Genomic DNA, 17,284 nt, shown 5'->3' on the forward strand with positions numbered 1-17,284 from the left:
GCTTTCTTTCGGAAGTCCTTCGACACCCAGGGGGAGCACAGATGACAAGATCACGGATCGTGGCCGCGGGCCTCGGCGTGGTAGGCGCGATCGCGCTGATCCTGCCGAGCAGCGCGCAGGCGGTCGGCTCGGCGGCACCGCCGACGACCGTCAAGGCCACGGGCGAGGCCAACCCGCTCGAGGTCTATGTCGGCGAGATCGCCGCCAACGAACTCGCCCGACTCCGCGCGCTGGGCCTGGACCGGGAGGACGTGGCGGTCAAGCCCGGGTCCGGCGACAAGTTGTCGGTCGAGGTCGTGCTCACCCGGCGCGACGCGGCCCGGCTGGCGAGCCAGGGCGTCAAGCTGTCGGTCAAGACGATCGACGGCAGGCCCGCCTCGCAGTCGCCGCGTCGACTGGCCGGTCCGGCCGTGTTCCGGCCCTACAGCGGGTCCGGCGGGCTGCGCGAGGAGCTGGTGCAGACCGCCGCCGCCCATCCCGACCTGGCCAAGTTGGAGACCATCGGCTACACCGTGCAGGGCAAGCCGATCACGGCGGTCAAGGTCACCCGCAACGCCCGCTCGGTCAAGGACGGCAGCCGCCCGTCGGTGATCTACCTCGGCGCGCAGCACGCCCGCGAGTGGATCACCCCGGAGATGGTGCGCCGCCTGCTGCACCACTTCCTCGACGGGTACGGCACCGACCCCGAGCTGACCAGCCTGGTCAACACCCGTGAGCTGTGGTTCGTGCCGGTGGCCAACCCCGACGGCTACGACTTCACCTTCACCGGCGAGAACCGGCTGTGGCGCAAGAACCTGCACGACAACGACGGTGACGGCGTGATCGGGGCCGGCGACGGCGTGGACCCGAACCGCAACTACGCCACCAAGTGGGGCTACGACAACGAGGGCTCCTCCGACGACCCGGCCAGCGAGACGTTCCGGGGCAGCGGCCCGAACTCCGAGCCGGAGTCCAAGGCGCTGGACGCGCTGTTCAAGCGGGTCAAGTTCGACTTCTTCGTCAACTACCACTCCGCCGCCGAACTGCTGCTGTACGGCGCCGGCTGGCAGGTCAGCACCCCCACGCCCGACGACGTCATCTACGAGGCCCTGGCCGGCGACGACGCGCACTCGGCCATCCCCGGCTACGACCCGGACATCTCCGCCGAGCTGTACACCACCAACGGCGACACCGACCTGCACATGGCCGTCAAGTACGGCACGCTCGGCTTCACCCCCGAGATGAGCACCTGCGAGACCGCGTCCAACATCGACCCCGACGACCCGTGGAACGCCGAGGACTGCGCCAGCGTCTTCAACTTCCCGGACGACGAGCAGCTGATCCAGGACGAGTTCCTGAAGAACATCCCGTTCGCGCTGTCGCTGGCCAAGTCGGCCGCCGACCCGGCCAACCCGGTCTCGGCGGTCGGGCGCACCACCCCCGACTTCGTCGTCGACTCCTTCGACGTGTCGTACGGCCGCACCCAGCCGGTGGCCGCGACCATCCGGCGTTCGCTGAAGAACGTGCAGGTGCACTGGCGCGTCAACGGCGGCTACACCAAGACCGGCGGGGTCAAGGAGTGGCGCGGCGGCGAACGCTACGGCGACACCAACAACGACTACTACGGCGAGTTCCGCGGCAAGGTCACCGGCACCAAGCCGGGCGACCAGGTCGAGGTGTGGTTCACCGGCAAGGGCAAGAGCGGGCCGGTCGCCAGCGAGCACTTCACCTACAAGGTGCACGACGACATCGGCGGCAGGGTGCTCATCCTGGCCGCGGAGGACGTCACCGGCGCCAGCCCGGCGCAGACCGGCACCGCCGCCAAGTACACCGACTCCTACGCCGCTGCGCTGACCGCCGCCGGTTACACCAGCGACGTGTACGACTTCGACACCATGGGTCGGCGGGCGCCGCACCCGCTGGGCGTGCTGTCGCACTACGACGCGGTGGTGTGGGAGACCGGCGACGACATCATCCTGCGCCAGCTCGGCCAGCCCGGCGGCACCACCGCCAAGGCCTCGCTCGACATCGAGCTGGCCGTGCGCGACTACCTCAACGAGGGCGGCAAGCTGCTGCTCTCCGGGCAGTACGCCGAGTACGCCCAGTCGGCCGACGGGGCCTACTTCTACAACCCCAACGTGCCGACCGAGCCCGAGTGCACCGTCCGCGAGTACCCGTGCCTGCCGGTGCTCAACGACTTCCTGCAGTACTGGCTCGGCGCGTACAGCTACGTCGACGGCGGCGGCAGCGACCCGGACGCCAACCCGTACCCGCTGGGCGGCAACGCGGGGGCCTTCAACGGCTTCACCGGCACCCTCAACGGCACCGGGTCGGCCGAGAACCAGGGGCACACCGCCTCGTTCCTGAGCACCTCGAGCTTCCTGCCCCCGGCCGCGTTCCCGCAGTTCCGCAGCTCGGCCCCGGCCGACTGGCTGCGCCCCGGCGCCGCCCCGTACGACCCGCACACCGGCGGCTGGTACCTCTACAGCGGCCGGGCCGACTCCAGCTACAAGCGGCTGACCCACACCGTCGACCTGACCGGAAAGACCAGCGGTGAGCTGCGGTTCTGGTCATCGTTCGACACCGAGCCGGACTGGGACTACCTGTTCGTCGAGGCGCACGTGGTGGGCTCCGACGACTGGACGACGCTGCCGGACACCACCGGCCACAGCACCCAGGGCACCGGCGAGAGCTGCGCCGCGGGCTGGGTCGACGGCGTGCACCCGTTCCTGGCCCACTACCAGGGCTGGGACTGCTCGGCGACGGGCAGCACGGGCTCCTGGAACGCGCTCACCGGCGCCTCCGGCGGCTGGACCGAGCTGGCATTCGACCTGACGCCGTACGCGGGCAAGCAGGTCGAGCTGTCCATCTCGTACGCCTCCGACTGGGGCACCCAGGGCCTGGGCGTCTTCGTCGACGACGTGACGGTCAAGGCCGACGGCGCGACCGTCGCCGACACCTCGTTCGAGAGCGACCTGGGTGGCTGGACGATCGCGGGCCCGCCCGCGGGCTCGCCCGGCAACAGCAGCGACTTCGCCCGCAGCCAGCTGGCCTTCGAGGAGGGCAGCATCGTGACGACCCGCGACACGGTCTTCACCGGTTTCGGCATCGAGGGCCTGTCCCCCACCGAGCGCAACGACCTGATCAACCGAGCCCTCCACCACCTCCTGAACCACTGACCGCAAGTAAGAAGGGCACCTTCTTATCGCTTTGCGATATAGAAGGTGCCCTTCTTAACGTGCTGAGACCGTCAGCGCCAGGCGGCGCCGATGCCGTCGCCCGGGTACCAGTGGTGCGAGGGCTGCTCGCGGAAGGCCAGGAACCGACGACCCGTCTTCTCGGCGACCTGGGACAGCACCCGGGTGACGGTGACGTTGTCGGTGAGCAGCAGCGCGCGCTCGGACAGCTTCGGCTCGACCGCGGTGAACTCGCGCAGCTCGTGCGCGGCGCTGTGGTCGCTGTCGTGCAGGAACAGGTCGACCGGCCGGTCCAGCGCGTTGATCGAGGCGATCGAGTCGCCGATGACCAGGTCGACCACCGCGGCCCACGGCTGCGCCGTGGCCAGGTATCCGGCCTCGGGGTTGATGTCCAGCGAGGTGACCCGCCCCGGATGCCCCTCGGCGGCGTTGCGCAGCAGCGCCGAGGCGATCACGCAGGTGCCCAGGCCCTTGTCGACGCCGGTCTCGACCACGTGCGCGGGCTTGGCCGCCCGGATCAGGGCGTACCAGCCCAGGCGCCGGGCGTAGCGGACCTTCTTGTCGGCCAGGCCGCGCCGGGCCGCGGTCGCGGTCGTCTTCTCGATGTGGGTACGCAGCACCGCGTCGGCCTCGATCTCGGCCATCCACTGCCGCACCAGTGCGACGGGCGCGTCGCCGACGACGCTGACGAACCAGGCCAGGTGCTCGCGGTTGAGCGCGGTCAGATCGTAGGTGTAGTTGTGGTGTTCGCGGGACTTGACCAGCCAGCGGGCGGACTCGCGCAGCACCCCGGCGTCGTGTTTGGCGACCCTGACCAGACGCTTGGGCAGGGCGGCGAGCGGAGCCAGTGGGGTGCGCGACACGGCGCGCCTGATCCTCGTCTTGCGGTCGGGCATCGGCGCACCTTCCACGAACATGAATCGCTGTGCGCTTTCTATCATCCCCAGCGGCCCGTCACCAGATGTCCCGAGTTGGCATCAGGAGGTCACGTGCCAGTAGCGCCTGAATGAAAACTTGCATACAGTGGCGTGGTGAATGTTGGGGTTACTTCCGGGGCGGCAGCCGGCGTGCGTGAGCTCGTGCAGGGTGCCCGGCTCACCCCGACCCAGCGGCGCATCGCTCGCGAGCTGGTGCATCACGCTGACACGGCCGCGTACCTGTCGGCGGCCGAGGTCGCCGAGATGGCGCAGGTCAGCCAGCCGTCGGTGACCCGGTTCGCGATGGCGCTGGGCTTCGACGGCTATCCGGCGCTGCGGCGGCGGCTGCGCGAACTCAGCGCGGGCGCCCCGGTGGTCGAGGACGAGGCCAACGATCTGCAGCGGGCCGTACGGGACGAGATGGCCAACCTCAACCGGCTCGCCGACACCCTGGCCGACCCGGCCGCCGTGCACGCGGCGGCGGGGCTGCTCGCGGCCAGCCGCCCGCTGCCGGTGCTCGGCCTGCGCGCCGCCGCGCCGCTCGCGGGCTACTTCGGCTACTTCGCCGCCAAGATCCACCCCGAGGTGCGGGTGCTCGACAGCGGCGGCACCCTGCTCATCGAACGGCTGGAGCAGGCCGCCGACTCGGGCGCGCGCGCCGTGCTGGCGTACGCGCTGCCCCGCTATCCGCGCGAGCTGCGCGACGCGCTCGCCGAGGCCAGGTCCCTGGGCCTGGCGCTGGTCGTGGTGACCGACTCACCGGTCAGCCCGGCCGCCGACTTCGCCGACGTGGCGCTCACCGCCGCGGTCGGCTCCCAGCTCGTCTTCGACCTGCACACTGCGCCGATGGTGCTGACCATGGTGCTGCTCCAGGCGATGAGCGACATCGATCCGGCCGCCACCCAGCGTCGGCTCGAACACTTCGAGAGCTCGGCCACCCGCCGTGCCGTCTTCATGGAGTAGGCAGACATGGACCAGATCATTCGCGCCGCCCGCGGCACCACCCTGTCCGCCCAGGGCTGGCAGCAGGAAGCCGCGATCCGGATGCTGAGCAACAACCTCGACCCGGACGTGGCCGAACGCCCCCAGGACCTGGTGGTCTACGGCGGCACCGGCAAGGCCGCCCGCGACTGGCCCAGCTTCCACGCGCTGATCCGCACCCTGACCACGCTCAAGGACGACGAGACCATGCTGGTCCAGTCGGGCCGCCCGGTCGGCGTGTTCCGCACCCACGAGTGGGCGCCCCGGGTGCTGCTGGCCAACTCCAACCTGGTCGGCGACTGGGCCACCTGGCCGGAGTTCCGCCGCCTGGAGGCCCTCGGCCTGACCATGTACGGCCAGATGACCGCCGGTTCCTGGATCTACATCGGCACCCAGGGCATCCTGCAGGGCACCTACGAGACGTTCGCGGCCGTGGGCGAGAAGAAGTTCGGCGGCACGCTGGCCGGGACCCTTACGCTGACCGGCGGCTGCGGCGGTATGGGCGGTGCCCAGCCCCTGGCCGTGACCATGAACGGCGGCGCCTGCCTCATCATCGACGTCGACAAGACCCGCCTGGACCGCCGGGTGCAGCAGCGCTACCTCGACGTCGTGGCCGACTCACTCGACCACGGCATCGAGCTGGCCCTGGCGGCCAAGGCCGAGCGCCGCCCGCTGTCGGTGGGCGTGGTCGGCAACGCCGCCACGATCTTCCCCGAGCTGCTGCGGCGGGGCGTGGCCATCGACATCGTCACCGACCAGACCAGTGCGCACGACCCGCTGTCGTACCTGCCCGAGGGCGTGAGCGTCGAGCAGTGGCAGACGTTCGCGGCCGACAAGCCGGAGGAGTTCACCGCGCGGGCCCGCGCCAGCATGGTCAAGCACGTCGAGGCCATGGTCGGGTTCATGGACGCGGGTGCCGAGGTGTTCGACTACGGCAACTCGATCCGCGGCGAGGCCATGCTCGGCGGGTACGAGCGGGCGTTCGCTTTCCCGGGGTTCGTGCCCGCGTACATCCGGCCGCTGTTCTGTGAGGGCAAGGGGCCCTTCCGCTGGGCGGCGCTGTCCGGTGACCCGGCCGACATCGCCGCCACGGACAAGGCCGTGCTCGACCTGTTCCCCGAGAACGAGTCGCTGGCCCGCTGGATCAGGATGGCCGGGGAGAAGGTCGCCTTCCAGGGCCTGCCCGCCCGGATCTGCTGGCTCGGCTACGGCGAGCGGGACAAGGCCGGGGTGCGGTTCAACGAGATGGTCGCCGACGGCACGCTGAAGGCCCCGATCGTCATCGGCCGCGACCACCTCGACTGCGGCAGCGTCGCCTCGCCGTACCGGGAGACCGAGTCGATGCTCGACGGCTCCGACGCCATCGCCGACTGGCCGCTGCTGAACGCGCTGGTCAACACCGCGTCCGGCGCCTCGTGGGTGTCGATCCACCACGGCGGCGGTGTCGGCATCGGCCGCTCCATCCACGCGGGCCAGGTCACCGTCGCCGACGGCACGCCGCTGGCCGCGCAGAAGATCGAGCGGGTGCTCACCAACGACCCGGGCATGGGCGTGATCCGCCACGTCGACGCCGGGTACGACCAGGCCGTCGACGTCGCCGCCGAGCGTGGCGTGCGCGTGCCGATGCGCGAGTCGTGAGCGGGCCGGTCATGGCGCACGACAGCGAAACCGGGCGCGGCGCGAGCACCTTCACCGAACTGTGGGCGCAGCTGGCCCCGGTGGGGCGCGACCCCGGCACCGGCGGCTACCTGCGGTACGCGTACACCCCGGCCGAGGCGCGGCTGCGGGCCTGGTTCCTGGACCAGGCCGCCGACCGCGACCTGACGGTCGAGGAGGACGGCAACGGCAACCTGTTCGCCTGGTGGGGCGACCCGGCTGCCGGTGACGCGGTGCTGACCGGCTCGCACCTGGACTCGGTGCCGCACGGCGGCGCGTACGACGGGCCGTTGGGCGTGGTCAGCGCCCTGCTCGCCGTCGACGAGCTGCGCGAACGGGGTGTCACCCCGGCCCGTCCGATCGGCGTCGCCGTCTTCGCCGAGGAGGAGGGCTCCCGGTTCGGGCTGGCCTGCCTCGGCTCGCGGCTGCTCACCGGCGCGATCGCCCCGGCCGCGGCCGCCGCGCTGACCGACCGCGACGGCGTCACCCTGGCCCAGGCCATGGGCGCCGTCCCGGCCGGGGCTCGGCCGGAGCTGGTCGCCCGGCTCGGCTGCTACGTGGAGCTGCACGTCGAACAGGGCCGGGCCCTGGTCGACCTGGACCGGGCCGTGGGCGTGGCCAGCGCGATCTGGCCGCACGGCCGGTGGCGGCTGGACTTCCACGGCGAGGCCAACCACGCCGGGACCACGCTGATGGCCGACCGGCGCGACCCGATGCTGACCTTCGCCGCGACCGTGCTGGCCGCCAACGCCGAGGCCCGGCGGCTGGGCGGGCACGCCACCATCGGCCGGGTGCAGGTCGCCCCGAACGCCACCAACGCGATCCCGTCACTGGTCAGCGCGTGGCTCGACGCCCGTGCGGACTCGACGGAGACGGTCGACGCGGTGGTCGCGGCCGTGTACGAAGCCGCCCGCGCCCGAGCCCGCGAGGACGGGACGAAGGTCGAGCTGACCGCCGAGTCGGTGTCGCCGGAGACGGAGTTCCACGTGGGGCTGCGCGACCGGCTGGCGAAGGTGCTCGACAGCGCGCCGGTGCTGCCGACCGGGGCCGGGCACGACGCCGGGGTGCTGAGCGCGGTGCTGCCGACGGCGATGCTGTTCGTACGCAACCCGACCGGGGTGTCGCACTCCCCCGCCGAGCACGCGAACGACGCCGACTGCGAGGCGGGCGTACGGGCACTGGCCGACGTGCTGCAGGAGCTGGCGTGCTGATCCGCTGTGAGTACGCCTGGCTGCCCGACGGGGTGGCTGCCGACGTGCTGATCGAGATCCGCGACGGCCGCATCGCCCGCGTGGCGACCGGCGCCCCCACCCCCCTTAGCATTGACGCTGGCCTATCTAGAAGACGGATATCGGAAAACAGTCCCCTGGATAGGCCAGCGTCAATGGATGACCGGGGCGGCGAAGCCGCCGAGTGGCGACCCGGCCTCACCATCCCCGGCTTCGCCAACGCGCACTCGCACGCGTTCCACCGCGCCCTGCGCGGCCGCACCCACGCGGGCCGGGGCGACTTCTGGACCTGGCGCGACCAGATGTACACCGTCGCCCGCGCCCTCGACCCCGACTCCTACTACCGGCTGGCTCGTGCGGTCTACGGCGAGATGGCCCTGTCCGGCATCACCGCCGTCGGCGAGTTCCACTACCTGCACCACGGCGTCGGCGGCACCCCGTACGCCGACCCGAACGCGATGGGCCACGCCCTGATCGCCGCCGCCAAGGACGCGGGCCTGCGCATCACCCTGCTGGACACGCTCTACCTGACCGCGTCGGTCGACGGCAAGCCGCTGGAAGGGCCGCAGCTGCGCTTCGGCGACGGTGACGCGCTGCGCTGGGCCGAGCGTGTCGACGCCATCGAGGACCAGCCGCACCTGGTGGTCGGCGCGGCGATCCACTCGGTGCGCGCGGTGCCGACCGCGCAACTGCCGACCGTGGCCGCCTGGGCGGGCGGCCGGCCGCTGCACGCGCACGTGTCCGAGCAGGTCGCCGAGAACGAGGCCTGCCTGGCCGAGCACGGCCGTACGCCGACGCAGGTGCTGGCCGACTTCGGGGCGGTGCATGAGACGTTCTCGGCGGTGCACGCCACGCACCTGACCCACTCCGACATCGCGCTGCTGTCCGGCTCGTACGCCTGCTTCTGCCCGACCACCGAGCGCGATCTCGGTGACGGCATCGGCCCGGCCCGGACCCTGGCCGACGCGGGCGCCCGGCTGACCTTGGGCAGCGACAGTCACGCGGTCATAGACTTCTTCGAGGAGTCGCGGGCGCTCGAGCTGAACGAACGCCTGGCCACGCAGCGGCGCGGGCACTTCACCCCGGCGGAGCTGCGCGACGCGGCCACCGGCCACACCAGTCTGGGCTGGCCCGACGCGGGCAAGATCACGGTCGGCATGCGCGCCGACCTGGTCACCGTCTCGTTGGACAGCGTGCGCACCGCCGGGATCGAGCCCGAGGGCGTGCTGTTCGCGGCGGGCGCCGCCGACGTCACCCACGTGGTGGCGGGCGGCCGCGAGATCGTCCGCGACGGGCGGCACACCGCGATCGACGTGCCGCGCGAACTGCGGGAGGCGATCAGATGCCTGTTCTGAGCAGCACGGGCCGGTGCCCGGCGGGCGACTCTCGGGAGGCGATCGCGTGCGCGTTCTGATCACCAACATCGGCGAGCTGGTCACCAACGACCCGGCGCTGGGCGAGGGCCCGCTCGGCATCGTCCGCGACGCGGCGATCGTGGTCGGCGACCGGGTCGAGTGGATCGGCGCGGCCAGTGCCGCCCCGGCCGCCGACGAGCGGCTGGACGCCCTCGGCGCGGCCGCCCTGCCCGGGTTCGTGGACAGCCACAGCCACCTGGTGTTCGCCGGGGACCGGGCGGCGGAGTTCGCGGCCCGGATGAGCGGCGAGCCGTACACCGGCGGCGGCATCCGCACGACCGTGGCGGCCACCCGCGCCGCCACCGACGACCAGCTGCGCGCCAACGTCGCGCGCCTGGTCGGCGAGGCGCTGCGGCAGGGCACCACCACCATCGAGATCAAGAGTGGGTACGGCCTGAGCACCGCCGACGAGGCCCGCAGTCTGCGCATCGCCGCCGAGTTCAGCGACGAGGTCACCTACCTCGGCGCGCACGTGAAACCCGCCGACGGGCCGCCGGACTACGTGTCGCTGGTCAACGGGGAGATGCTGGCCGCCTGCGCGCCGTACGCGCGCTGGGTGGACGTGTTCTGCGAGCGGGGCGCCTTCGACGTCGAGGAGTCGCGCTCGGTGCTCAAGGCGGGCATCGCGGCCGGACTGCGCCCCCGCATCCACGCCAACCAGCTCACCATGGGCGGCGGCGTGCAGCTCGCGGTCGAACTCGACTGCGCGTCGGCCGACCACTGCACCCACCTGTCCGACGCCGACGTCGACGCGCTGGCCGACTCCGACACCGTGGCGACGCTGCTGCCCGGCGCCGAGTTCTCCACCCGCTCGCCCTATCCCGACGCCCGCCGCCTGCTCGACGCCGGGGCGACCGTCGCGCTGGCCACCGACTGCAACCCCGGCTCGTCGTACACGTCCTCGATGCCGTTCTGCATCGCGGTCGCCGTACGCGACATGAAGATGTCCCCCAGCGAGGCCGTCTGGGCCGCCACCGCCGGCGGCGCCCGCGCCCTGCGCCGCCCCGACCTGGGCCAACTCTCCGTCGGCGCCGCCGCCGACCTGCAACTCCTCGACGCCCCCTCCCACCTCCACCTCGCCTACCGCCCCGCCGTCCCCCTCACCCGCCTGGTGGTAAGGAAGGGCACCGTCGTCTCGCGTCAGCGAGACGAGCAGTGGCCGGATCACTCGCTTTCCGTAGGTGCAGGGCCCCTTCTCAACGCCTCATCGAAACTCGAACTGCCGCACAAGGGAGTGCCGAAATGAACGTCATCGTCGAGCCGAACGGGATCGCACCCGCCGACATCGCCGCCGTCGCCCGCGCGGACGCGCGAGTGGAACTGAGCCCGGCCGCGGTCGAGGCGATGCAGGTCAGCCGCGCGATCGTCGACGACATCGAGCGCGACGGCCGGCCCGTGTACGGCGTCTCCACCGGCTTCGGCGCCCTGGCCAACACGTTCATCGCCCCGCAGCGCCGCGCCGAACTCCAGCATGCCCTGATCCGCTCACACGCCTCCGGCGTCGGCGCGCCCATGCCGCGTGAGGTGGTCCGGGCGATGATGCTGCTGCGGGTGCGCTCGCTGGCCCTCGGCCACTCCGGCGTACGCCCGCTCGTCGCCCAGGCCATGGTCGACCTGCTCAACCACGACATCACCCCGTGGGTGCCCGAGCACGGCTCGCTCGGCGCCTCCGGCGACCTGGCCCCGCTGGCCCACTGCGCCCTGGTGCTGATGGGCGAGGGCTGGGTGCTGGGCAAGGACGGTGCCCGGTTGGAGGGCGCCGACGTGCTGCACGCGGCCGGGCTGACCCCGATCACGCTCAGCTCCAAGGAGGGCCTGGCGCTGATCAACGGCACCGACGGCATGCTCGGCATGCTGCAGCTGGCCTGCGACGACTTCGCGCACCTGTGCACCATGGCCGACGTCACCGCCGCGCTGTCGATCGAGGCGATGCTCGGCACGGACAAGCCGTTCCACCACTCGATCCACGACATCCGGCCGCACCCCGGCCAGGGCGTCAGCGCCGCCAACATCTACAAGCTGCTGCAGGGCTCGGCCATCATGGACAGCCACCGCGACGACCTGGAGCACGCGGTGCAGGACGCGTACTCGATGCGCTGCGCCCCGCAGGTCGCCGGAGCGGCCCGCGACACCCTGGAGTTCGCCCGTACGATCGCCGCCCGCGAGCTGATCAGCCTGGCCGACAACCCGGTCGTGCTGCCCGACGGGCGGGTCGAGTCGACCGGCAACTTCCACGGCGCCCCGCTCGGCTTCGCCGCCGACTTCCTGGCCATCGCCGCCGCCGAGATCGGCTCGATCAGCGAGCGCCGGGTGGACCGGCTGCTGGACGTGACCCGCTCGCGGCAGCTCCCGCCGTTCCTGAGCCCCGACGCGGGGGTCAACTCGGGGCTGATGATCGCCCAGTACACCGCGGCCGGGATCGTCGCCGAGAACCGCCGCCTGGCCTCGCCCGCCAGCGTCGACACCATCCCGACCAGCGGTATGCAGGAAGACCACGTCTCGATGGGCTGGGCCGCCGCCAAGAAGCTGCGTACCGTGCTGGACAACCTGACCAGCCTGCTCGCGGTGGAGCTGCTGGCCGCCGTACGCGGTCTGCAGCTGCGCGCCCCGCTGGCCCCGTCCCCGGCCGGACGGCTGGCGATCGCGGCGCTCGTCCCGTTCGCGGGTGCCCCGGGCCCGGACATCTTCCTGGCGCCGGTGCTGGAGCAGGTGCGCGCCGTCGTCGGCGGCCGTGACCTGCTGACTGCGATCGAGGCGGAGGTCGGCGCGCTGCGCTAGCCGCGCAGGTGCTCGGGCCGTACGCCGAGGCCGACCAGGCGGGCCGGGATGCCCTGCAGGACGGGAAAGCGCTGGAACAGCTTGACCGCCCGGGGCGCCCGGACCGGCTTGTCGGCCTTGAGCACCGCGCCGACCAGGCGGGCCTGGATGATCCGCTGCATCCGCTGGGTGACCCGCGTCGGGAACATCCGGCGCCTGCGGACCAGGTCCAGATCCTCGGTGCGCAACCGACCCGCGGCCAGCTTCGGCCCGAGCAACCGCGCCGCCGCGACGGCGTCCTGCACCGCCAGGTTGACCCCGACGCCGCCCACCGGACTCATCGCGTGGGCGGCGTCGCCGATGCACAGCGCACCCGGCACGTGCCAGCGCTCCAGCCGGTTCACCTGCACCGTGAGCAGGTGGATCTGGTCCAGCGAGGTGAGCTCGCCGACCCGGTCGGCCAGCATCGGGGCCAGCGTGGCGATCCGATCCCGCAGCGCGTCGAGCCCGCCGGCGCGGACCTGGTCGAAGCCGCCCTTGGGGATGACGTATCCGCACTGGAAGTAGTCGTGCCGGTCGATCATGATGAACAGCGCCCCCGCGCCGACCCGACCGAGCAGGCCCTCCGGATCGTCGGGGCGCCTGGACAGGCGGAACCACAGCACGTCCATCGGCGCCCCGAAGTCGACCGGCGTCAGGCCGAGCCGGTCGCGGACCACCGAGGCCCGCCCGTCGGCGGCGACGGTCAGCTCGGCCCGTACCGTCACCGGCTCGCCGTCCGGGCCGACCGCCGCGACGGCGACGACCCGGCCGCTGTCGTCGCGCAGCAGGTCCACCGCCTCGGTCGAGCGCAGCAGCGTGAAGTTCGCCAGCTCGGCCGCCTGCGCCGCGAGCAGGTCGAGGAAGTCCCACTGCGGCAGGATGAGCAGGTAGTTGTGCGGTTTCGGCAGCCGGGTGAAGTCGCCGAGCTGGTAGTCGCCGTCGGCGAACGACACCATCACGCCGCGCTCGCGACGTCCGGGCAGCCGTTCGATGGCCTCGCCCAGCCCGAGCTCGTCGAGCAGGTCCAGGGTGGAGGGGTGGATGGTGTCGCCGCGGAAGTCGCGGAAGAAGTCCGCGTGCTTCTCCAGCACCACCACCTCGATGCCCTGCCGCGCCAGCAGCAGCCCCAGCATCATGCCCGCCGGGCCCGCCCCGACGACGCAGACCCGGCAGTCCATCGAACTCAGGCCAGCGTCTTGGCGATCACGGCGGCCAGGGCGCGGAACGCCTTGCCCCGGTGGCTGATCGCGTCCTTCTCCGCCGCCGACAGCTCCGCGTTGGTACGCGTCTGCCCCTCGGCCACGAAGATCGGGTCGTACCCGAACCCGCCCTCGCCGCGCGCAGCACGCAGCACGCGCCCGCCCATCTTGCCGCTGACCAGGTGCTCGCGCCCGTTTGCGGAGCCGCCGCCGGGCAGCACCAGCGCGGCCGCGCACACGAACGCCGCGGCGCGGTGCTCGTCGGGCACGTCGGAGATCTGCGCCAGGACCAGTTCCAGGTTGGCCCGGTCGTCGCCGTGCTTGCCCGCCCACCGGGCGCTGAACACCCCCGGCATCCCGTTGAGGGCGTCGACGGACAGGCCGGAGTCGTCGGCGACGGTCGGCAGGCCGGTGTGCTTGGCCCCCTCCCGCGCCTTGATCAGCGCGTTCTCGGCGAAGGTCAGCCCGGTCTCGGGCACCTCGGCGTACTCGGGGACGTCGTCGAGGCCGACCAGCTCGACCTTGAGCAGTTCGGGCGAGGACGCCAGGATGCGGCGCAGCTCGTCGAGCTTCTTGACGTTGCGCGTGGCGAGCAGGACCTTCACTTGCGGAACACCTCCAGCAGCCCGGCCGCGTCCAGGGTGGGCAGTCCCAGCACCTGGCGCTGCAGCGTGGTCAGCTCCTCGCAGCCCTTGACCCCGAGGTCGAGCAGCGCGTTCAGCTGGGCGCGGTCGAACACGCCGTCCTCGCCCGTGCCCTGCACCTCGACGAAGTCGCCGGTGCCGGTGCACACGACGTTCATGTCCACCTCCGCTGACACGTCCTCTTCGTAGCACAGATCCAGCCGCGGCTCACCCGCGACGATGCCGACACTCACCGCGGCCACCGACCGGTGCAGCGTGGTCTCGACGGTCTGCTTGCGGGTCAGCATGTTCTTGGCGGCCAGCCAGCTCACCGCATCGTGCAGGGCCACGTACGACCCGGTGATGGCGGCGGTGCGGGTGCCGCCGTCGGCCTGCAGCACGTCGCAGTCGATCACGATGGAGTTCTCGCCCAGCGCCTTGAGGTTGATGCAGGCGCGCAGCGCGCGGCCGATCAGGCGGGAGATCTCGTGGGTACGGCCACCGATCTTGCCCTTCACACTCTCCCGGTCGGACCGGGTCGTGGTGGCTCGCGGCAGCATCGCGTACTCGGCGGTGACCCAGCCCTGGCCGGTGCCCTTGCGCCAGCGCGGCACGCCCTCGGTCACGCTCGCGGTGCACAGCACCCTGGTGTTGCCGAACTCCACCAGCACGGAGCCTTCGGGATGCATGCTCCAGCCGCGAGTCAGCTTGACCGGTCGGAGATGGTCGGCGGCGCGGCCGTCAGGTCGGGTCATGCGCCCACCCTATGGCGCTGCCGCAGGCTTCGCCCGCGAGGGGTGGCACTGTCTCTTTTCGCCCGTGAGGGGGTCAAACGTCGTAGCGCGCCCCAGGGCGGACGATCTCCACCGGACCGGCGAAGGTGGCCATGGCGTTGTTCAACGTCTCGGCCTCCGAACCCCAGGCCGTGACCAGGTGCGTCAGCAGCAGCCGCCGCGCTCCCGCCTTGGTGGCGATCTCGCCCGCCTCGGCGCCGGTCAGGTGCAGGTCCGGCGGGTTGTCGACGCCGTCGAGGTAGCTGGCCTCGCACAGGAACAGGTCGGCCCCGGCGGCCAGGCGCAGCAGCGCGTCGCAGGGCGCGGTGTCGCCCGAATACACCAGCGACCGCCCCTCGTGCTCCAGTCGCACGCCGTACGTCTCCACCGGGTGGTTCACCCGGTCGACGCTGACCTGGAACGGGCCGATCGGAAAGCTGCCCGGCTGCAGCGCGTAGAACGTGTAGACGTCGTCGAGCGGCCCCTCGTCGAGGCTGTACGCCGTGGCGATGCGCTCGGGCGCCCCGGCCGGGGCGTACACCGGGATCGGCGGATACGGCCCATCGGGGGCGTAGCGGCGAACCACCACGTATGAGCAGGCGTCGAGCATGTGGTCGCAGTGCAGGTGGCTGAGCAGGATCGCGTCCACCGACTTGATCCCGGCGTAGCGCTGCAGCGCCGACAGCGAACCGGTGCCGAAGTCCATCAGCAGCCGGAACCCGTCCGCTTCCACCAGGTACGCCGAGCAGGCCGCCTCCGGCCCGGGAAAGCTGCCCGCGCAGCCCAGCACAGTCAGTCTCATCGCGAATCTCCGCTCCGCGAAGATTCGCGATGAGGCTCAGAGCCGCTGTGCCTCACGATTCGCTCGCTTCGCTCGCTCATGCCCGTGCTCCCGCCTGCTCCAGCGCGGAGCCGAGGAAGCGCCGCGCGAGCCGGTCGAAGATCTCCTGGTCGCCCGTTGTCAGCAGCTCGTGCTCGGGCAGCGGGGCGTCGTCCGGCCGTACCATGTCGCCCTCGACGAGCACGCGGAAGACGTCCCGCGCCGTCTCGTCCGCGCTCGACACCAGAGTCACCTGATCCCCCATCACGAGACTGATCACGCCGGTCAACAGCGGATAGTGGGTGCACCCGAGCACGAGCGTGTCGACCTGGGCCTGCTGTAGCGGCTCCAGGTAGGCACTGGCCAGGCCGAGCAGGGCCCGGCCGGAGGTGACGCCCCGCTCGATCAGCGGGACGAACTGCGGGCACGCCGTCGCGGTCACCTTGAGGTGCGGTGCGGCCGCGAAAGAGTCCTGGTAGGCCCCTGAGTTGATGGTAGTGGCCGTACCGATCACGCCGACCCGCCCGTTGCGCGTCGCCGCCACGGCGCGCCGGACCGCGGGTCGGATCACCTCGACCACCGGCACCGAGTAGCGCTCGCGCGCGTCGTGCAGGCAGGCGGCCGAGGCGGTGTTACAGGCGATCACCAGCATCTTGGCGCCGCGTTCGACCAGCTGGTCGAGGCAGGCCAGTGCGTACGACCGCACGTCGGCGATCGGCTTGGGCCCGTACGGCATGTGCGCGGTGTCGGCGAGATAGACGACGCGCTCATGTGGCAGCTGGTCGAGGATGGCGCGGGCAACCGTGAGCCCGCCGACCCCCGAGTCGAAGATGCCGATCGGCGCGTCCGTCACGCTGCGCAGCCTACTTGGCCAAACCCCCCTCAGGGGAACAGTCCCTTCCGAGATGTCGCCAACGTGACACCGATGCGAGCGTGCCGTTACGCACGGTCGCCGAAAACCGTTGCACTCAGTGCAGGGCCCGGTGGACGGGCAGGTCAGGCAGAGAATAGCGAGCACAGTGCGTACTGAGTCAGACTCCGAGCGCGACGGCGAGGGCACTCTCGCCACCGCCGACCCCGCTGACGCGTCCAGCAACGCGGCGACCACGGCCGGTAACGATCACAGCGCCATGCCCGCGGCTCGTACCGCGCCCGACGAGGATTCGGCGCGTACGCCGGGGCGGCTGCGCTCGGCCGTTTCCGCCCGATTCCGGCTGCCCGCCGAGGACGATCCGGCACCGCGCACCAAGCGGCTGGTCGGCCTGTCGCTGTGGGCCGCCGTGCTCGCCTTCCTGGGCCTGATCCCCGGCGGCCGCTTCGGCGTGACGCTCGCCCTCGGCCTGGCCGCACCCGCCTGGTACGCCCCGGTGACGCTGGCCCTCGGCGTGCTCGGCATCCTCGCGATGGTCGCCGGTTTCGCCGCCATCCACCGCGACCGCCTCCCCACCTACCTCTTCTCCCTCGCCACCTTCCTCCTCTTCACCAACATCATCCTCGCCTACACCGCCCTCTGACCGCACCCCCACCAACCTCGTCGATCATGAACTTATGGCACGGTTCGTCGGCGTGTCACGTGCACAACTTCCTGATCAACTGCCCGTGTGGCAGGATCGGCGGCCCGCTGGGCAGCCATGGTCAACAGGAGATTGCGCAGGCGACACACCGTCGAGCCGTGCCATAAGTTCATGATCGACGG

Annotated in this window: 13 protein-coding genes and 1 pseudogene; 8 read left to right on the forward strand and 6 right to left on the reverse strand. The window is 71.7% G+C overall.

The window, feature by feature from the left end; all coding sequences use genetic code 11:
- Positions 1–41 precede the first annotated feature (41 nt).
- Complete coding sequence (locus tag KUA19_RS27960; protein ID WP_217400728.1) at positions 42–3,158, forward strand: M14 family metallopeptidase; 3,117 nt, start codon at positions 42–44, stop codon at positions 3,156–3,158.
- A gap of 71 nt (positions 3,159–3,229) precedes the next feature.
- Here KUA19_RS27960 and KUA19_RS27965 read toward each other — a convergent pair whose 3' ends face one another.
- Positions 3,230–4,072: a class I SAM-dependent methyltransferase gene (locus KUA19_RS27965; protein WP_217400729.1), complete on the reverse strand. Its 843-nt coding sequence runs from the start codon at positions 4,070–4,072 to the stop codon at positions 3,230–3,232.
- A 135-nt stretch (positions 4,073–4,207) separates the two neighbouring features.
- On the opposite strand from KUA19_RS27965, the gene KUA19_RS27970 reads away from it, so the two are divergent.
- From KUA19_RS27970 to hutH, 6 genes and pseudogenes are all read left to right on the forward strand, one after another.
- On the forward strand, positions 4,208–5,056 hold the full coding sequence (locus KUA19_RS27970) for a MurR/RpiR family transcriptional regulator (RefSeq protein WP_217400730.1): 849 nt from the start codon (positions 4,208–4,210) through the stop codon (positions 5,054–5,056).
- Between the two features lie 6 nt (positions 5,057–5,062).
- Positions 5,063–6,712 (forward strand): urocanate hydratase, encoded by a 1,650-nt coding sequence (gene hutU, locus KUA19_RS27975; RefSeq protein ID WP_217400731.1) that lies wholly within the window; start codon positions 5,063–5,065, stop codon positions 6,710–6,712.
- An 11-nt stretch (positions 6,713–6,723) separates the two neighbouring features.
- Entirely contained in the window at positions 6,724–7,941 is a 1,218-nt protein-coding gene (locus KUA19_RS27980; protein WP_217400732.1) for an allantoate amidohydrolase, read from the forward strand.
- Positions 7,941–9,314, forward strand: coding sequence for a formimidoylglutamate deiminase (locus tag KUA19_RS27985; RefSeq protein WP_217400781.1), 1,374 nt, complete (start codon positions 7,941–7,943; stop codon positions 9,312–9,314). The genes KUA19_RS27980 and KUA19_RS27985 overlap by 1 nt, the downstream gene beginning before the upstream one ends.
- Positions 9,315–9,360: 46 nt before the next feature.
- Positions 9,361–10,500 (forward strand): annotated as a pseudogene (gene hutI, locus KUA19_RS27990) (imidazolonepropionase); the annotation flags it as partial.
- Between the two features lie 116 nt (positions 10,501–10,616).
- Positions 10,617–12,152, forward strand: a complete 1,536-nt coding sequence (gene hutH / locus KUA19_RS27995; protein WP_217400734.1) for a histidine ammonia-lyase — start codon at positions 10,617–10,619, stop codon at positions 12,150–12,152.
- On the opposite strand, the gene KUA19_RS28000 is transcribed toward hutH, so the two are convergent.
- The 5 genes from KUA19_RS28000 to murI all read right to left on the reverse strand — a co-directional run bounded on the left by KUA19_RS28000 (position 12,149) and on the right by murI (position 16,441).
- Positions 12,149–13,351 (reverse strand): FAD-dependent oxidoreductase, encoded by a 1,203-nt coding sequence (locus tag KUA19_RS28000; RefSeq protein WP_217400736.1) that lies wholly within the window; start codon positions 13,349–13,351, stop codon positions 12,149–12,151. The genes hutH and KUA19_RS28000 overlap by 4 nt on opposite strands.
- 5 nt (positions 13,352–13,356) lie before the next feature.
- Positions 13,357–13,977: an RdgB/HAM1 family non-canonical purine NTP pyrophosphatase gene (rdgB, locus tag KUA19_RS28005; RefSeq protein ID WP_217400738.1), complete on the reverse strand. Its 621-nt coding sequence runs from the start codon at positions 13,975–13,977 to the stop codon at positions 13,357–13,359.
- Complete coding sequence (gene rph / locus KUA19_RS28010; RefSeq protein ID WP_217400740.1) at positions 13,974–14,750, reverse strand: ribonuclease PH; 777 nt, start codon at positions 14,748–14,750, stop codon at positions 13,974–13,976. The genes rdgB and rph overlap by 4 nt, the downstream gene beginning before the upstream one ends.
- A 73-nt stretch (positions 14,751–14,823) precedes the next feature.
- A complete protein-coding gene (locus KUA19_RS28015; protein ID WP_217400742.1) occupies positions 14,824–15,570 on the reverse strand; it encodes an MBL fold metallo-hydrolase in 747 nt (248 codons plus the stop codon).
- A gap of 76 nt (positions 15,571–15,646) precedes the next feature.
- Positions 15,647–16,441: a glutamate racemase gene (gene murI / locus KUA19_RS28020; RefSeq protein WP_217400744.1), complete on the reverse strand. Its 795-nt coding sequence runs from the start codon at positions 16,439–16,441 to the stop codon at positions 15,647–15,649.
- 166 nt (positions 16,442–16,607) lie between these two features.
- Here murI and KUA19_RS28025 point away from each other — a divergent pair, with 166 nt between their 5' ends.
- The gene (locus KUA19_RS28025) at positions 16,608–17,102 is read left to right on the forward strand and encodes a hypothetical protein (RefSeq protein ID WP_217400746.1); all 495 of its coding nucleotides are present in this window, start codon (positions 16,608–16,610) and stop codon (positions 17,100–17,102) included.
- Positions 17,103–17,284 lie beyond the last annotated feature (182 nt).

The organism is Catellatospora tritici, from assembly GCF_019083965.1.
Classification (GTDB): domain Bacteria; phylum Actinomycetota; class Actinomycetes; order Mycobacteriales; family Micromonosporaceae; genus Catellatospora; species Catellatospora tritici.

Coding starts and splice junctions, on each gene's coding strand:
- KUA19_RS28015 (WP_217400742.1), bottom strand. CDS start 15,570: ATGAGACTGACTGTGCTGGGCTGCGCGGGCAGCTTTCCCGGGCCGGAG.
- KUA19_RS28000 (WP_217400736.1), bottom strand. CDS start 13,351: ATGGACTGCCGGGTCTGCGTCGTCGGGGCGGGCCCGGCGGGCATGATG.
- hutU (WP_217400731.1), top strand. CDS start 5,063: ATGGACCAGATCATTCGCGCCGCCCGCGGCACCACCCTGTCCGCCCAG.
- KUA19_RS27980 (WP_217400732.1), top strand. CDS start 6,724: ATGGCGCACGACAGCGAAACCGGGCGCGGCGCGAGCACCTTCACCGAA.
- KUA19_RS27960 (WP_217400728.1), top strand. CDS start 42: ATGACAAGATCACGGATCGTGGCCGCGGGCCTCGGCGTGGTAGGCGCG.
- rph (WP_217400740.1), bottom strand. CDS start 14,750: ATGACCCGACCTGACGGCCGCGCCGCCGACCATCTCCGACCGGTCAAG.
- KUA19_RS27965 (WP_217400729.1), bottom strand. CDS start 4,072: ATGCCCGACCGCAAGACGAGGATCAGGCGCGCCGTGTCGCGCACCCCA.
- hutH (WP_217400734.1), top strand. CDS start 10,617: ATGAACGTCATCGTCGAGCCGAACGGGATCGCACCCGCCGACATCGCC.